Genomic DNA, 18,121 nt, shown 5'->3' with positions numbered 1-18,121 from the left:
TTACAACCACATTCACATTCAATCATTCTTGAGGAGGCACAACCATGTTGAAGAGAAAAACGATTTATCCACTTCTTTCCATGATTTTAGCTTCTACCGTAATGATGACAGCATGTAGCAGTAACGGAAACAATACGGAGACAACGAACACAGGAAACAACGGGGGCAAGCCAAGCAACGCGACAGTAGAAAAAACAGAAGCGCCAAAAGAAGTTAGCTTTACGATTGGTTATGCGCCTGGCGATCCTGCTGGCAGACAAGCGATGTCCGATATGATCAATAAGTTTTCAGAAGCCAATCCGCACATCAAATTGGTCGATATAACAGACACAGGCTCCGGCTCATATCTGGACTGGCTGAAGACCAAGGATGCCGTGGGTGAATATCCGGATTTGGTTGAGCTCCGGAATGTACAGGTGTTCGTTGATGCGGGACGCGTCGCTGAATTGCCTGAGGATCTTCATGACCTGTTCGATTCCTTGCCAGAGTTGGACGGCAAACGTTATGTTGCTCCAATGACCAGTACGACGCCGCTCGGCGTCATCTACAGCAAAAAGGCTTATGCAGATGCAGGGATTACGGACCTTCCCAAAACCTACGACGAGTTCCTTGAGGTTCAGGAAAAGCTGAAGGCCACTGGCATTTCACCATTCGTTGTCGGCGGCAAGGATGTATGGCATATGAATTTCTGGATTAATCGTTTCCTTATCGAATACGTCTACGCTCCTGATGCAGACTGGAATTCCAAGAAAAATGCGAAGGAAGTCAGCTTTACGGATGCTAATGTCGTACAGGCGATGACGGATTACAAGGAGTTATTCTCGAACTATGTCGACAAAGGCTGGTTGAGCACAGCGGATAATCAGACGGTATCCGTCTTGATCTCCGGAAAAGCTGCTCAGTTGTACTCCGGACCTTGGATGTTCGGACAGATTACCGAAGCAGATCCAAGCTTTGAATTTGGTTATTATGCTCTGCCTAATAAAGAGGGCAAGATTGTGACAAATGGAATGCCAAGCCTTGCAGGCTGGTCCTTATCGGCTGAAGCCTCCAAGGACGCGGATAAAGTAGATGCGATTAAGCAATTTATTCGATTCTACTTTGCGCCTGAAAATTATGGCCCTCTGCTTGAAGCTGTCAACGGACTGCCGTCCATAGCGGAGCCTATCGAGCTTGAGGTTTCGGAGCAATTCCAAGAGGTATTAAAGGTTGTGAATGATCCTGCTGTAACGAAATCGATGGGCATGCAGAACTGGTGGGGCAAAAATCAGATTCCAACGCAATTCCGCGATTATTTCTTCAAGCTGATGCAGGAAATGGTGTTGAAGGATGGCGATGTGCTGGAATACATGAAGCTTGCAGACAAGGAATATGATTCTATGGTCGAAGCCAACTCCAAGTAAAGCAGTTATTGTTTCGTGGCGGGGCAGCCTCTTGGACGAACAGAGGCAGCTCCCCGCCATCGGCTAGAGATTTAGGAGGGATGAGGAGCCATGAACGCACCACCTGTGAAAAGAAAAAAATTCAAGATGAGTTATGCGGTGTGGTTCATCTTGCCGACATTTATATTTTATACGCTATTCGTTATCGTACCGACTTCCAACTCGATTTGGCTCAGCTTTACGTCTTGGAATGGTATCAGCAACGACATTCGGTTTATCGGCTTTGATAATTTTGTTGAAATTTGGAACAGTATTCGGGTGCATAATGCGCTTAAGAATACGTTGATCATTACGATTGCACTGCTAATACTGGAGAACATCGTCGCATTAGGACTTGCGATTATTGTAGATAAAGTGAAGTGGTTCCGCAATATGTTCCGCAGTATTTTCTACTTCCCCGTTCTTATGAGCGGAATTGTCATGGGTTTTATTTGGGTCATCATCTTGAATTACAACTTCGGCGCACTTAATCAGATTTTGGATATAGTCGGATTGTCTTCATGGAAGCTGGATTGGCTTGGAGAACCGGAAGTTGCGTTGTATTCCATTATTCTTTCAACTGTATGGAAAGCATCCGGCTTCTATATGGTCATCTATCTTGCAGGCTTACAAGGCATTCCTCAGGAATTGACGGAAGCGGCAAGTATAGACGGCGCCAATGGCTGGCAGCAATTCCGGCATGTTACCTTCCCGCTGCTTGCTTCTGCTATGACCGTATGTATGATGCTTTCGTTGATTGGCTCGCTGAAAATATTTGATCAGATAGCCGTCATGACCGACGGAGGACCAGGATTTGCAACCGAGACACTGACCTACATTATCTACAAGGTAGGCTTCGGAGAATTAAGGCAAGGGTTTGGAACCGCGCTTTCTCTGGTATTGTTTATCATTACGCTTATATTCTCGCTCATTCAGATTGTGTTATTGCGGAAGAGAGAGGTGCAGTACTAATGAGAACTAAACGGCTGATGATCGATATCACTCTTTTTGCAATGGCTTTAGTGCTCGCTGTCATTTTTTTCTTCCCGATTTACTTTAATCTGTTGTCTGCGTTTAAGAGCAACGGCGAAATATTGAAGGATGCGCTCGCATTACCGAAAAAGCTGTACTTGGACAGCTTCAAATATTTGCTGACAGAGACGGGGTACCCGCGCGCCATATGGAATAGTGTGCTCCTTACCTCGGTAACAATTGGTCTGAAAATTCTAATTATTCCGATAGCGGCCTATGCCATTGAACGCTCCAATAAACGATGGACGAACGCCGTGTTTCTCTACTTTTTGTTCGGAATGATGATTCCGTTCCAGGTTTATATGCTTCCGCTCATTAAGGAGCTGAATCTGTTTGGATTGTACGGAAACCTCGGCGGTCCGATTGTGGTGTATATCGCCGGCGGCGTAGGCTTCGGCATTCTGTTGTATACAAGCTTCCTGAAGGGCGTGCCGCGTGAAATCGAAGAAGCTGCCGAGATTGACGGATGCACCAGATGGGGCATTTTCTGGAGAGTTGTATTCCCACTGCTTGGTCCGGTTACAGCAACGATGGTCGTGCTACAGGGATTGAACGTGTGGAACGATTTCCTGCTTCCAATGCTCGTGCTGAAGTCCGGTGAGCCGAAAACGATGATCGTCGAAATCTATAATTATGTTGGCGAATACGTTTCGCGTTGGGACATGATATTTGCGGGAACGACAATGTCTCTTGTTCCAGTGCTGATCGCTTTCGTATTTCTGCAGAAGTACTTCATTAAAGGTGTCGCAACGGGTTCGGTTAAGGGTTAATGTCTGAGGGGAGCTGGAGATTAGATGCTTGTACATGGAACAGATCAGGATTGGGTGCAATCGGTAATAGCAAAGCTAGTAGCCAAAATGGATGTCGTCAGCGAAAGGTCAAAATATAAAATTCCTTATACGACAACGGACGGCATTCATAACAATATGATTGAAGACAATCCTTCCGGCAATATTTCGGATGGTATAAACTTCTGGACCAACGGCTTCTGGGGAGGCATGATGTGGTTGATGCATCATGAAACCGGGCTGGACAAATATAAGGAGATCGCGAATTACTCCGAAGAAAAGCTGGATCTCTGCTTCGAGCAATATTACGGACTCCATCATGATGTAGGATTTATGTGGCTGCCAACAAGTGTAGCCAATTATCGGGTCACCAATAATCCAGAGTCAAGGAAGCGGGGCATGCATGCCGCAAATCTTCTGGCAGGACGGTACAACTTGGCGGGAGGCTTTATTCGAGCCTGGAACGATATGGAGGGGCGCGATGCCCGCGGCTGGGCGATCATCGACTGCATGTTCAATATCCCTCTGCTATACTGGGCGACCGAAGAAACGGGTGATCCAAGGTTCGAACAAATCGCAATTAGCCATGCCAATACGACGATGGAGGCATTCGTCAGACCGGACGGCTCAGTTAACCATATCGTGGAGTTTGACCCATTTCAAGGCGGGGTCGTTCGGACATACGGCGGTCAAGGCTATGAGGAGGGCTCGTCCTGGACGCGTGGTCAAAGCTGGGGGCTGTACGGCTTTATGATGAGCTACAATCATACACGCAAATCCGAATATTTGGATACGGCCAAACGTATCGCTCATTATTTCATGGCGAATATTCCGGATTCCGGTCTTGTCCCGATCGATTTTCGACAGCCGAAGGAGCCTGCCTACGAGGACTCCACCGCAGCGGCGATCGCGGCTTGCGGGATGATCGAGATTGCGAAATCGGTAGGCGAATTGGAACGAGACCTGTATCTGCAAAGCGCTATTAAATTGTTAAGAACGCTGGATCAAACACGCTGCGATTGGACAGAAGCTTCGGATGGTATCGTACGCAACGGCTCTGTCTCTTATCATGGCCCTGCACGTCACCGCGATATCATCTACGCTGATTATTATTTCATGGAAGCGATTTTCAAATTAAAGGGTGATGATTTATATCTGTGGTAAAGCTAAGGACTGATAATCCATGAAAGCTCTACGTTTGCTCGTCAAAACGTAGGGCTTTTTTTGCACCTCAAAAATCTTGTAAGAATATGCAAAGCGCCGTAAATGATGGAGGAAGCCGGTTCGCTTGTATTGGAATGAACGTCTTTGAACTGCTTTCTGTGAGCGTTTTCTTAGAAACCTAAAAAAAGTACAAGGACCTTAAAGCGACTCCATTGTTAGCGTTCTCAAAAATCAATAAGATAAAAATATTCCTTAGGATATCAGATTGAATGGAGGACAGCAAATGCCGCACATTACCATCAAAATGTATGAGGGTCGTACCGACGAGCAAAAAAATGAAATCGTTGAAGTATTTACGAATGAGCTTTCTCGTATTATTGACCGTGAACCGGAGTTTATCACGATTGAATTCAACGAAATTCCAATCGATGACAATGCGCCTGCCAACTTGAAAGCCAAGAGGTGATTAGAATGAGTCAATCTAAACTAGGTTATATGTGGAAATATAAAGCTTTATATTTCTTATCTATTCCAGGCATTATCTATTTTCTAATCTTCAAATACGTGCCGCTCTTCGGCTCCGTAATCGCATTCCAGGATTTTAACTTGTTTACCGGCGTAACGGGAAGCAAGTGGGTAGGTCTTAAGCATTTCGAGCGAATGTTCTCCCATTATGATTTTATCAACATTCTGAAGAATACACTATTGCTCGGCATGTATGATATTTTGTTTGCTTTTACAGCTCCAATTGTGCTGGCGCTCCTTCTGAACGAAGTGAGGCTCGTGCTGTACAAAAAAATTATTCAGACCGTTATGTACGCGCCCCATTTTTTATCCTGGGTAATTGTAAGCGGTATCTTCGTAGGTATTCTATCACCGGAATCTGGCGTGCTGAACGTAATGATAGGCTGGATCGGCTTCGACCCTATTTACTTCCTGGGTGATGAATCCTATATTCGCACCATTCTTGTCGGATCAGGTTTATGGCGCGATGTAGGCTGGGGTACGATCATTTATTTGGCAGCGTTGGCGGGCATTAATCCTGATCTATACGAGGCTGCTGAAATTGACGGAGCGGGCCGCTGGAAGCAGACACTCAGTATTACTATACCAGCGTTGCTGCCCGTTATTACAATATTGTTCCTGCTCAAAATCGGCGATTTCCTCGATTACGGCTTCGAACGCGTATTTGTATTCCAGAATCCGCTCAACATCCGTAACAGCGAGATCTTGGATACTTATATCTATAAGGCAGGCTTGAAGCAGCTGCAATTCAGTTATGCAACCGCGATTGGCGTGTTCAAATCGATTGTAGGATTAAGTTTATTGATGGTTGCTAACACGCTTAGTAAAAAAGCGACAGGCGAATCATTGTACTAACTTGGGAAGAGGTGTGAAGCTAATGAGACATGCCAGCGTCAGCAGGAAAGTTTTCTTGTTCTCCAACTATATCTTTTTGTCACTGCTCGGTTTAACGATGTTTCTCCCATTCATGAACGTTATTGCACAGTCGTTTAGCAGCGGCGGGGCGATCGATCGCGGCGAAGTAATGTTCTGGCCGGTCGAATTTACGACTCACTATTATCAATACGTATTTGAAGATGCTTCGATATGGCGGGCATTTTCGATCTCGGTTTACATCACAATAGTGGGTACAATTATTAATCTTGCCGCTACATCAACGTTGGCATATCCGATATCCAGGCAAGAATATGTAGGTCGGCGTTTGATTATGATTTTGATCCTGTTGACTATGATATTCAGCGCGCCGCTTATCCCGCAGTTTATTCTGATGCGTGAGCTTCATCTGACGAACACCTTGTGGGCGCTCATGCTGCCGACTGCAATCAGCGCATTTAATTTGTTCGTGCTTCGGTCCTTCTTCTCCCAATTGCCCAATGAGATTATCGATGCGGCACGCATTGACGGCTGCGGGGAAACACGGACATTATGGAGCATCGTGCTGCCATTATCCAAGCCGGCGCTGGCAACGGTTGGTATCTTCTATTCGGTTACAAACTGGAATAAGTACATGGATGCGTTGTACTATATTAATGACCGCAGCTTGTACCCGTTGCAAGTCAAGTTAAGGGAGCTGCTGATTACAGATGATCTGTCCGACACGGGCAATCTGGCGTTTGAAGTGACCTCACAGTCGGTCCAAGGCGTTCAAATGGCCGTTATTCTAGTCGCTACGCTGCCGATCATCTTATTGTATCCGTTCTTGCAGCGTTTCTTTATTAGCGGGATGCTCATTGGTTCCATTAAATCATAAGACAATGTATTGACCCTATTGACCTAAAAAAACAACAAGTCGATACAAAATCAGTCCATTGTTGCATCGGATTCGATATGACTATACTTGAGTTGAGTTTGAAAGCGCTTCACGAATACTTTTCAAACATCCAATACATGAAACGAGGGGTTAGGCATGACAAAGTTTGTGACAAGAGCCGGCGTGCTGCTGACATCATTCGCAATGCTGGTCGCATGCTCTGGCAACAACGCGGGGAATGAAGGCGGCAATGCAACACAAGCGCCAGCTGCAACAAACAACGGAGGCGAGACAGTAGATAAGCCGAAGGATCCGGTTAAATTCTCTATATCCATGAGAACGCTGAACGTGGCATATGTAGAGAAACATCCTGACATCAATGATGATAAATACGTAAAGAAGCTTGAAGAAATGACGAACTCGGATTTGGATATCCGGTTGATTCCTCATAATGAATATCAGGACAAAATGGTTCAAATGTTCGCTACTAACGACATTCCTGATGTTGTGCAAGGCAGCGGCGGTCTAAGCGGCGCAGAGCTTGCCGGCGCGGTGGCCAACGGCGTATTCCTGCCTCTGAACGATCTGTTGGAGGAGTATGGTCAAGACCTGCTGAAGTTTATACCGGAAGAAGCTTGGGCTCGTATGACGGATTCGAACACAGGCAACATTTACGGTATTCCGGAAGTATTGTCTAACCCTTCCCGCAGAGCGACTTGGATTCGTACAGATCTGCTTGAGCAGGCAGGCAAAGAAATTCCGACAACGGTAGAAGAAACGTTGGATGTGCTTCGAGCATTCAAAGAGCTGGGCGTTGAGCAGCCATTCGCAGGTCGTCAAAACTTCAAGTATGCCGATACATTCTTCGGCTCCTATGATGTATTTGGTTACTTGAATCAATTCAAGCTGTTCCCGGACGGACAAGTAAAACCCAGCTTCTTCGATACGGAGAATATGAAGAAAGCGATTCAAGTATACAAATCGATGTACGACGAAGGTTTGATCAGCAAGGAATTCGCGACGGTAGAAAGCTCGGACTTCCGCAGCAATATTACAAGCGGCAAAGTTGGCATGTGGTCGATGAATGCGAATGAACTTCCGATCTGGGGCGCACAACTAACAAACAACGTGCCTGAAGCAAAAATTGCTTTGATCCCTTCTCCAGTAGGAACAGACGGACAAGGCGGATACGCGCATTACAACCCGGTAACTCGTTCGTTCTTTATCAATGCGGCTGCGAAGGATAAAGCTGCTGATATCGTCAAATTCTTCAACTGGATGGTTAGCGAGCAAGCAGAGCTGTTCTTCAGCTACGGCATCGAAGGCGAAGATTATCAGGTTGTGAACGGCGAAGCGAAGTTCGAGGTTCCGACAGACACAGAAGGCACGGACAAGATGAGATACCTGAATTACTGGCTGTGGATGGTTCAGGACACAACATATAACAAGATGGTATCCTCCTTATCCGACAGTGGCAAACAAATGATTGATGCATTCGATAATATGCTCTCCAAAGAAGGACGCAGAGGCATCGAATTTGATCCTCGCCTGGAAGCATTAATTCAGAATCCCGACTTGAATCCGAAATCCGATGAGATGCCGCCGCTCATCCTGGAGAAAGTATTGCGCATCGTATACGGCAAGGACTCCCTTGACTCATTTGATGACGTATTAAAGGAGTACCTGTCCAAAGGCGGCAATGATATTATTAATGAAGCAACAGAAAGATACAACAGCAAAGAAAATGCGTTCCAATAATCGAAGTTTCTTTGATAGGTAAAGAATAAACCCTCTCTGGTCAGCGATATATGAACTGCGCTCATCGGAGAGGGCCCCTTTATCCCGGGCGCAGCATGTCTATTGCTGAGAGATGTGAGGTGAAGACATGTATCGTATACTTGTCGTCGAAGATGAACCAATGATTCGAAAAGGGCTGGAGAAGCTGATCTCCCAAGCATGTCAAGGCAGTGCTGAGATCGAGAGCGCTGAAAACGGAGAAGAAGCCTTAGCCCGCATAATGTCGACCCAACCCGATTTTGTATTTACAGATGTGCGAATGCCGAGAATGGACGGCTTGGAGCTATGCAGACGAATCAAAGAATCATACGAGGATATCGGTATCGTGGTCATCTCTGGCTACAGCGATTTTGAATATGCGCAAAAATGTGTGTCGTACGGTGTCAAGGAATATATCCTGAAGCCGGTGACCCGCAACGGGATAACAGAGGTCATTAAAAAGCTGTTTGCTCAAGCAAAACGAAATCAAGCCTCCGCCTTTATTTCATATGAAGAGCAAACGGGCTGGGCTGAGCAGCTGGAGAGCGCGCTTTGGCATTTGAATGTGAAGGAAAGAGACGATTCTTTGCAACGAATGAAATCATATTGCATGGAAAAGGCGGTTCATACGGCTCAGTTAGGCGAAGTGCTTAGAGAGCTGCTGACGCATATCTACAAGCTGCTGAATCAGCGAGATATATATGCCTTTGCGCTACCGCAGCCTGCAAGCGATGACAAGCATGGGAGCTCAGAAGACTGGCACCAATGGTTTGAGCATGAAATAATGACCATCGAGCAGCAAATTCGTTCGAAGCGTCGGGGTTATGTGAAGGATCCTGTCGAAGAGGTCAAACTATATATTGAGCAGAATCTGTCGAAGGAATTGTCGCTTGAGGAAGTCGCAGAGCGCCTTGGACTCAATCCGTCATACTTTAGTCAGCTTTTCAAGCAAATGACCGATGAAACGTTTGTTCAGTATCGTATAAAACGGAGGATGGAACGAGCCAAGAAGCTGCTTGCTTTGCCTCATTACAAAATAACTGATATTTCACATGAGGTGGGGTACTCGGATCATCCGTATTTTACGAAAACGTTCAAAAAGGTAACGGGCCTAACGCCATCCGAATATCGGGATATGCTGGGGATCGATTAATGAAAAAAAGTTTAGCTAATCAAATTTTTGTCTATTTCTTTGTGCTCATATTCGTTTCCATGTCTACCGTTGGCGTTTTTTCTTATATGAAGTCCGCGCAAGCGATTGATACGCAGGTTGAGAAATATTTGACCACCGTCATTAATAATGCGGCGATGCAAACGGATAGACAGCTCAGCATGTTCGAAAGAATATCGATTTCAATCCTTACTCAACAGCAAGTGAAAAAATTTCTGGATATGGATCCGGAGGACAGCTACGCCTATTACGAGTTTTCGACGAGAATTCAAAAGGACATCTTTGAGAAGATTCATATCATGTATCCCAATCAAATCAACATGATTTATATCATGGGAAATCACGGGCGCACCATCTTTGATGCCAATCAAGGATTCTCCGCTCATAGCGTGGATACGACCGAGAGGCTGGATGAGCTTCAATCAGAGACGGATGCCAATGGCCGGATCTCCATTCTGAATAGTAGTTTTCTGGAGCGTGATGAGGGACAGGTCATTACGGTTGCCAGGAAAATCAGAGGCTACTCGACCTACAATGTGAAGGGCGTTCTTGCTATCGAGTTTCACAAGGATCAATTGACCGAGCTTTGGGATCAGATGGATCTCGGCGAAGACGGTTTTTTCTTTATCCTGGATAGCCAGGGCAATGTTGTGTATTCGCCTGCGGATGATCGATTGAATGAAGCCTTGCTCACACATGTTTCCGATAGGCTCGTAGAAGGCGGGGAGCAGAGGTTTGTTGTAGAAGACGGTGTTCAGGAACGATTGATCTTGGCCCGCAAGTCGGATTATTCCGATTGGAGTATGGCAATTGCCATGCCTCTGTCTGAGCTGCGTGAGCCGATCTCTGCCATTCGAACAACGACGATTACCGTAGGCTTGCTAACCTTGGCAGTTGCGCTTGTACTTGCATTACGTTTCGGCAGTACAATTGTGCGTCCGATCAGAGTACTGATGAATGGTATGCGCGAAACAGAGAAGGGCAATTGGCAATATGTCGAGGTCAAGCCTCGAAGAGATGAAGTTGGCGCTTTAGTGCATAGCTATAATCTCATGGTCGGACGATTGGCCGAAATGATTGAACGCGTTTATGAAGCGGAGCTGAATGGGCAGAAGGCGCATCTGGAACTGAGAGAGCTTCACTTCGAACGTCATAAAGCGGAGTTTCAAGCCTTGCAGATGCAGATCAATCCTCACTTTCTCTATAACACATTAGAGACCATTAATTGCTATGCGATCGTACAGGATTCCGATGATATATCGGAGATGGTAGAAGCGCTCGCTTATATGCTTCGTTATTCGGTTCAAACGAATCTGGAAGAGAGCTCCATTGTCAGTGAGCTAAATCATGTCAGAAATTTTCTGATTATCCTGAAGCATCGAATCGGCAGGGAATTCGAGATTGATGTGGCTATTCACCCTGATTGGCTGCTAAAAGGCATGGTCAGACTGACCCTCCAACCAATTGTTGAGAATATATTCCAGCATGCATTCCCGAACGGAATAGAGTCGCATCACTATATTCGAATTGATGCGAGTCTGCAAAATGACAACATAATCGTTACGGTAGAGGACAACGGGGAGGGGATGTCCCAAAAACGATTAAATAAGCTGCGAGAAAAGCTGCAGACAAGTCGATTGTTCGAGGACGAGGATTTGAAAAGCTTGAAGAAACGCGGCGGTATCGGCATCTTGAACGTACATCGCAGACTGCAGATGGTCTATGGCGACGATTATGGCTTATCAATAGAAAGCGAACCAGGATCAGGGACCAAAGTAATGATTACGATGCCGGATTCGGATGCGAAGACGGCCAACAAAGATAGGATATGGGGAGGAAATCAAGATGAACATTGATTTGAGAGGCAAGGTTGCATTGGTAACAGGGGCAAGCGGAGGCATTGGCCGGGGCGTGGCTATCGAGCTAGCTCGTCATGGAGCTAAGGTGGCAGTCAATTATTTGAACAGCGCGCGCGGTGCCGAGGAGACGGTGGAAGCCATACAGGCTATTGGCGGAGAAGCGATTGCGATTCAAGCGGATGTGACGGATCTGAACAAAATCGATGAGCTGGTTGCTGAGGTTGAAGGCGCATTTGGTGATTCGATTAGTATTCTTGTCAATAATGCCGGTCATCTTGTACAGCGGTTATCCAACGCGGAGATGACGGATGAACTTTATACAAAGGTAATGGATGTCAATATGAAAAGCACGGTGTTTGTATCCAAAGCAGTAATCCCCGGCATGAAGAAGCTTGGTGGAGGCCGAATCGTGAATTTGACCTCTGTTGCTGCCCATAATGGCGGCGGACCAGGCGCGTCTATCTATGCAGCGAGCAAAGCTGCCGTATTGTCCTACTCAAAAGGTCTAGCTAAGGAGCTTGCTTCAGACGGTATTCTGGTCAATGCTATTTCTCCAGGCTTCATTGGCGGTACGGCCTTTCATTCGACCTTTACGCCTGATGCAGCCAGACAGGCGACCGTACAGGGTATTCCGCTTCGCCGCGAAGGAACGCCGGAGGATGTGGCAGGCGCAGTTCTATACCTTGTATCAGAGCTCTCCTCCTATGTAACGGGAGAGACGATCGAAATTAATGGCGGCATGTTCATGCGATGAGTATGACGAAGATGCAAGATCACAAGCAGGACTGGCGGCAGCAAGTCATTGATACGCTTCGAGCGGAACTCGATCAAGCATTGGAAGCGGGAGGGAGCATCCCGAAGGAGCCCGGCGGCTGGTGGCATCAATATGTATGTCCGCACCATCATACCGAGCTGCTGTATCACGAGCTGATGGAAGACAATGGCAAGTATCATTGTCCACACGGCTGCGTGATGGAGGGGGAGCCCTATCATGGAGCCTGGCTTGTCTATCGTCATCAGTCGATGGCAAGACACGCTTTGAAGGCGGCGGCAGTGTATGCCGAAACGCAGCAATTCGAATATGGAGCGTTCGGACGCGCTATTATCGTGAACTACGCCAAACAATTCCCGATCTATCCCGTTCATCCGGATGCACAGCCCTGGATGCTCAAGGGACGCGCCTTTCATCAGGCATTAACCGAAGCGATCTGGGCAACGACCTTATTAAAGGCTTACATGCTGCTGCTGGATGCCGGAATGGATTTTGGCGAGTCGGAGGCGGATATCACGTTATTCGTATCGATGCTGGGAAGCAGTATGGAGCAATATCATGAAATATTGACCATCGATCGCGCACAGCCCGAAAACAATTATACAGCTTGGCTGAATGCCGCTTTAAGCTGCATTTATGGGGTCAAGCAGGATGAGGCCAAGCTGATCACTTTGCTGGAGCAAGAGGGCGGCTTCAAGCACCATATGGAAATTGCCATTCAAGGGGATGGCTTGGAATTCGAAGGCAGCGTGTATTATCATGTGTTCGTGCTTCGCGCATATCTGATCACGGCCAGTGTGCTGGAGCGATTCGGCATGGACGGATACGCCATTCGGGCTGAAGGGAATCGGCATATTGAAGGTATGCTGGATGTTCTTGCGCAGCTGGCGGATGAGCAAGGCAGACTGCCTGCCTTCCATGATGGACCTTATGATCGATTGCCATACACGCTCGAGCTGATCGAGGTGTTCGAGCAGGGATATGCGAAATACAAGAAAACAGAATATTGGAATATTTTAGACTATTATTACGGGATGCTCGGCCATTACAAGGCAGGCAATGCCGGATTGGAAGCGCTGCTCTATCGGAAGCATGTTAGTGTTCAGGGGGAGCTTGAGCAAGTGCGCAGGAAACCATCTGTGCTGCTGGCGGACAGCGGATTCGCTGTACTCAGGCAAGCCCATAATCCCATCAGCGCGATAATCGACTTTGGTCCTCATGGGGGGGCGCATGGTCATTATGATAAGCTGAATCTCATGCTGAGCTTGAACGATCGTGCAATCTCCCCAGACAGAGGGACGGTGCCGTATGGATCACCGCTTAAGAAAGGCTGGTATCCGTCAACGGCGAGTCATAATACGGTAAGCGTGAATGGGCGCTCGCAGCAGGAGACGGCCGGGCAATGTATGGCCTTTCACGATTGTGAAGAATTCAGCTCCATCACGACTTGCTCGAACGATGCCTATACCGGCGCAACTCTCGTACGGCATGTGCTGACTAATGAAAGCTGCGTTATCGACTGGTTTCAAATTACGATGGCCGAACAAGGTCAGGTGGATTGGTGGTTTCACTTTCTAGGTCGACCGGAATTGGAAGAATGGTGCATGCTGCCGGAGCCGGAGCTCATCGGACATCAAGATGGGTACGAGCATATCCGTGCTGTGAGCAAGTGGGCTTCGAAGGGTTCTCCCCAAACGTTACGGATCGTGACCGGCGAATGTGATGCCGAAGATATTACGATAAGCGCGGCAATCATCGTCCCGGATCATGGTCAGGCTTACATCGTAGAATCGCCAGGAGTTGCCACCGATCCAAGTCAGCCTATGAAGGGACTGCTTGTTCGAACTTTAGATACACATATGGATCTGATTGCGGTATACCATGCCGGGGAAGAGAAAGTAGAGATTCGGCAAGAGACCTTGATCGGCAAGGATGGGACTGCGAATCGGAAGCTTATCGTTGAAGCAGGCGGAGCAAAGACAGGTTATGCAGTAACAGCAGAAGGAATTAGGGAGATGAGTGAATGAATACGACCAAGCTGTTCGAACCGCAAAGCGGCGTTTTATCCGTTCAGTATGAGCCTAATGACAGCAGCAAGCTGCTGGAGAATCCGCCTCGATTTACTTGGATGCCAGCAATGGCGGAAGGAGACTGTTATGCGTTGCAATATTCGAGCACGCCTGACTTTTATCCTGCCAATACCGTTACCGTTCGCAGAATCCCGTATAACTTATACACGCCATCTGCACCGCTTGAGCCTGGCACTTATTATTGGCGGTATGCGTTGGAGGCTCAGCATATGTCGTACGGCAATAAGCAAGGGGACTTGTTATGCATGGAGTCGCATGCTGCTGGAGGTAGTGACATTGAAAGCTCGGTTGGCAGCAGCTGGAGCGTTGTAAGGAGCTTCCAAGTGCCGGAGCATGTTCCGTCAACGCCTTTGCCGTCGCGAGCAGCCAGGTATGACGGCACAAGCTTGGCGCATCCTCGCTTGTGGTTGAATCCTGCGGGAGTGGAGGAGCTGCGGGCACGAATTGAAGCGGATTCTGAATATAGCGGCTGGCATGAATTTTATGAGCGCTCTGTGAAGCCTTGGATCGACAGAGAGCTTATCTCTGAGCCGGCGAGATATCCGAATAACAAGCGGGTAGCTACTCTCTGGCGGCGGATGTATATGGATTGTCAGGAGATGTTATATGCGATTCGTCATCTCAGTATTGCCGGCATTGTCCTGCAGGATGAGCTCCTGCTAGATAAAGCGAAGAAGTGGCTGTTGCATGCGGCTTCGTGGGATGTGGAAGGGACGACTTCCCGAGACTACAACGACGAATCATCGTTCCGTATTGCAGGAGCGCTTGCTTGGGGATATGACTGGTTATATGAGCAGCTGGATGAGGAAGAACGCAAAACTGTACGCGATGCATTGCTTGCCCGAGCACGACAAGTGGCCTTTCATGTCATCGAACGCTCCAGAATTCATCAAGTGCCGTTCGACAGCCATGCGGTCCGGTCGCTCTCCTCTGTGCTTGTGCCGGCTGCGATTGCACTGCTGCACGAGGAGCCGGAGGCGAGGGAGTGGCTCGATTATACGCTGGAGTATTACTCCTGCTTATATTCGCCTTGGGGCGGAGAAGACGGTGGCTGGGCCGAAGGGCCGATGTATTGGACGACGGGAATGGCTTATCTCATTGATGCGCTTAATCTTGTTCGCAACTACAGCGGCATTGACCTGTACAAGCGGCCGTTCTTTACCAAGACGGGAGACTTTCCTCTCTATTGCAACAGTCCGGATACAATCAGAGCCAGCTTTGGCGACCAGTCCTCCTTGGGCGATCGGCCGATTCTGAAAACAGGCTTCAACATTCGCCAATTTGCCGGCATTACTGGCAACGGGCTCTATCAGTGGTATTATGAGCAAACCAAGGATAATGATCCTGATCCTGACTCCAAGTTCTATAATTACGGCTGGTGGGACTTCCGCTTCGACAGCCTCATGTTCCGTCACGACTTTCCTGCCGTGGAGCCAGTGGTCCCGAGCTATGACAATATTGAGCCTGTCAAGTGGTTCCGTGATATCGGCTGGGTAGCCATGCATCATCGTATGGAAGACCCGTCGGAGCATATGATGCTGCTGGCGAAGAGCAGCCCTTATGGCTCGATCAGCCATAGCCATGGCGATCAGAACGGCTTCCTCCTTCATGCCTTCGGCGAGCCGTTAGCAATTGAAAGCGGCTATTACGTGGCGTTCGGCAGCACCATGCATCGGAATTGGCGCAGGCAGACTCGGTCTACCAATTCCTTGCTAATTGACGGAATCGGTCAATATGCCGGTACGAACAAGGTGCTGGCCAAGGAAGCTGGCGGCGTTATTGAGGAGGTACGCTCGGAGGACGGCTACGTGTATTGCAGAAGCGACGCGACGGCAGCTTATGCGGAGAATGTCGCCTACGTCAAACGCTGTACAAGAGAAATTTATTTCTTTGATCAGACCTATTATGTAATCGTTGACTATGTGGATTTGGAGCAAAAGGGCAAGACCGAATGGCTCATGCATACCTTGAATCAAATGAAGCTTCATAGAAGCGGGTTTCTCGTCAATGGGGAGAAGGCGGATATGGACGTCAGATTCGTCTACTGCTCATCTGGCGATATGTCGCTTCGCCAGCACGACGAGTTCGTCGATGTAGACCCTTCGGAATACGAGGGCTTGCCAAAGCATTGGCATCTGCACGCTGAGACGAAGGAAGCGGCGAGTCACCGGATTGTAACGCTTCTCGTCCCGATGAAGAAAGGCGAATCGAAATTCGTTTCCCACTTCATGGATGACCAAGATCACGGCGTTCATTTGTACTTCACGAATGAAGCTGGGAAAACGCGGAAAATTGAGGTTTCGAAGGCTTATTAAGATAATGACAAAGGCAAGCAGCTCGCAGGTGGAGCAGCTTGCCTTTGTTTCGTTTTATCCATGTGTAATTTTGTATATATGATCACCATATTTTCTGTCAAAGGCTGAGATAAGCCAAATCGGTTAACGACGGTAAACGTTTGTATGGATCGGTTTATTTCGGCCGTAGAGCGAGCGTTCTATGATGGAAGGAAATAAACCGGCAGGGGTAGATGAGATGGGGAAAGACTTGCAATGTGGCATCGTACAGAAGAGCGCTAATCGGTATCGTGATACATGGGCTGAAGTGAATTTGTCAGCGATCAGGCATAATATCAGCAGCGTTCGGAACGCCGTACGCAGAGATTGCCGATTGATGGCTGTAGTCAAAGCAGATGGTTACGGGCATGGCGCAATACGGGTCGCCGAGACAGCTTTGGAGTCAGGAGCAACTGATCTTGGAGTAGCTTTCTTGGAAGAAGCGCTTGTCCTGATTGAAGCGGGCATACAGGCCCCGATCCTGATCTTGGGACATACCAACGATCGTGCAGTGGAACTTGCGATTCGTCATGGAATTGCCATGACGGTTTTTAGCGAGGCGTCCATGCGAGTAATTGCAGCAACCTGCGAGCGTCTTGGCCAGAGAGCGCGCATACATCTGAAAATCGATACCGGGATGACTAGATTAGGTGTTAACTCCGCCACTCAAGCATGGCAGCTTGCCAGGATTGCGCTTGAGAATGGGGAAATCGACCTGGAAGGGATTTTTACACATTTTGCAGATGCAGATAACGAGGATGAGTCCTATACCCAGCTTCAATTCGAACGGTTTATCCATATTGTCGATGAGCTAGAGCAACGAGGGATTCATTTTCTAGTTCGTCATTGCTGTAATAGCGCTGCAACTGTTAAATATCCGGACAAACATCTGGATATGGTGCGATGGGGCATCGGGTTATACGGCTTGCTGCCAGCGGCAATGACAGCACGTTATGGTTTCGATTTCCACCAAGCGATGAGTCTTAAATCTTGTGTGTCCCAGCTCGCGTATGCTGAAAAAGGAACATCCGTCGGTTATGGAAGATCCTATCAGACAGATCGTCAAACTCTGATCGCTACTTTGCCTATCGGATATGCGGACGGCTACTCCAGAAAGTTATCGAACAACGGTGAAGTATTGTTTCAGGGGGCATCTGCTCCGGTAGTCGGACGTATTTGTATGGATCAGATGATGGTTGATGTCAGCGAGATTGAACATATTCAAGTTGGCGATACAGCCACTTTGTTCGGGAGACATGAGGGCATGTTTTTGTCCATTGAAGAGATTGCAAGCCGGGTTGGCACGATCACCTATGAGGTTGTGACCAGTATCGGGAGTAGAGTCCCTCGTTACTATATCGAATAACGATTTTCAGTTGAAATTTGCATGAAATATGTAAATGATCTTCGAAAGAAACGTCAACTTTGCGAGGCTGCCAG

General features: G+C 47.8%; 14 protein-coding genes. All 14 read left to right on the top strand.

What is annotated here, in order from left to right; translation table 11 throughout:
• Positions 1–44 precede the first annotated feature (44 nt).
• Positions 45–1,403 (top strand): ABC transporter substrate-binding protein, encoded by a 1,359-nt coding sequence (locus tag ACX1C1_RS23800; protein ID WP_458954595.1) that lies wholly within the window; start codon positions 45–47, stop codon positions 1,401–1,403.
• Between the two features lie 90 nt (positions 1,404–1,493).
• Positions 1,494–2,393, top strand: coding sequence for a carbohydrate ABC transporter permease (locus ACX1C1_RS23795; RefSeq protein WP_458954594.1), 900 nt, complete (start codon positions 1,494–1,496; stop codon positions 2,391–2,393).
• Positions 2,393–3,223 carry a carbohydrate ABC transporter permease gene (locus ACX1C1_RS23790; RefSeq protein ID WP_458954593.1) on the top strand — a complete coding sequence of 277 codons (831 nt, stop codon included), beginning with the start codon at positions 2,393–2,395 and terminating at the stop codon, positions 3,221–3,223. Before ACX1C1_RS23795 ends, ACX1C1_RS23790 begins: the two co-directional genes overlap by 1 nt.
• 24 nt (positions 3,224–3,247) lie before the next feature.
• The gene (locus ACX1C1_RS23785; protein WP_458954592.1) at positions 3,248–4,405 is read left to right on the top strand and encodes a glycoside hydrolase family 88 protein; all 1,158 of its coding nucleotides are present in this window, start codon (positions 3,248–3,250) and stop codon (positions 4,403–4,405) included.
• Positions 4,406–4,688: 283 nt separating this feature from the next.
• Positions 4,689–4,871, top strand: a complete 183-nt coding sequence (locus ACX1C1_RS23780; RefSeq protein ID WP_458954591.1) for a tautomerase family protein — start codon at positions 4,689–4,691, stop codon at positions 4,869–4,871.
• A 5-nt stretch (positions 4,872–4,876) separates the two neighbouring features.
• The gene (locus ACX1C1_RS23775; protein ID WP_458954590.1) at positions 4,877–5,785 is read left to right on the top strand and encodes an ABC transporter permease; all 909 of its coding nucleotides are present in this window, start codon (positions 4,877–4,879) and stop codon (positions 5,783–5,785) included.
• 22 nt (positions 5,786–5,807) lie between these two features.
• Complete coding sequence (locus ACX1C1_RS23770) at positions 5,808–6,680, top strand: carbohydrate ABC transporter permease (RefSeq protein ID WP_458954589.1); 873 nt, start codon at positions 5,808–5,810, stop codon at positions 6,678–6,680.
• Positions 6,681–6,836: 156 nt separating this feature from the next.
• Positions 6,837–8,438, top strand: coding sequence for an extracellular solute-binding protein (locus ACX1C1_RS23765; RefSeq protein ID WP_458954588.1), 1,602 nt, complete (start codon positions 6,837–6,839; stop codon positions 8,436–8,438).
• Positions 8,439–8,565: 127 nt separating this feature from the next.
• Entirely contained in the window at positions 8,566–9,609 is a 1,044-nt protein-coding gene (locus tag ACX1C1_RS23760) for a response regulator transcription factor (RefSeq protein WP_458954587.1), read from the top strand.
• A complete protein-coding gene (locus ACX1C1_RS23755) occupies positions 9,609–11,483 on the top strand; it encodes a sensor histidine kinase (RefSeq protein ID WP_458954586.1) in 1,875 nt (624 codons plus the stop codon). The genes ACX1C1_RS23760 and ACX1C1_RS23755 overlap by 1 nt, the downstream gene beginning before the upstream one ends.
• The gene (locus ACX1C1_RS23750; RefSeq protein ID WP_458954585.1) at positions 11,473–12,240 is read left to right on the top strand and encodes an SDR family NAD(P)-dependent oxidoreductase; all 768 of its coding nucleotides are present in this window, start codon (positions 11,473–11,475) and stop codon (positions 12,238–12,240) included. The genes ACX1C1_RS23755 and ACX1C1_RS23750 overlap by 11 nt, the downstream gene beginning before the upstream one ends.
• Complete coding sequence (locus ACX1C1_RS23745) at positions 12,237–14,285, top strand: heparinase II/III family protein (protein WP_458954584.1); 2,049 nt, start codon at positions 12,237–12,239, stop codon at positions 14,283–14,285. Before ACX1C1_RS23750 ends, ACX1C1_RS23745 begins: the two co-directional genes overlap by 4 nt.
• On the top strand, positions 14,282–16,663 hold the full coding sequence (locus ACX1C1_RS23740; protein WP_458954583.1) for a DUF4962 domain-containing protein: 2,382 nt from the start codon (positions 14,282–14,284) through the stop codon (positions 16,661–16,663). The genes ACX1C1_RS23745 and ACX1C1_RS23740 overlap by 4 nt, the downstream gene beginning before the upstream one ends.
• Before the next feature lie 181 nt (positions 16,664–16,844).
• Complete coding sequence (alr, locus tag ACX1C1_RS23735) at positions 16,845–18,047, top strand: alanine racemase (protein WP_458954582.1); 1,203 nt, start codon at positions 16,845–16,847, stop codon at positions 18,045–18,047.
• Positions 18,048–18,121: the final 74 nt, after the last annotated feature.

It is taken from the genome of Paenibacillus sp. strain BS8-2 (assembly GCF_054483835.1).
The sequence above is the reverse complement of the archived record's forward strand: the minus strand, read 5'-3'. Positions and strand labels throughout refer to the sequence as shown.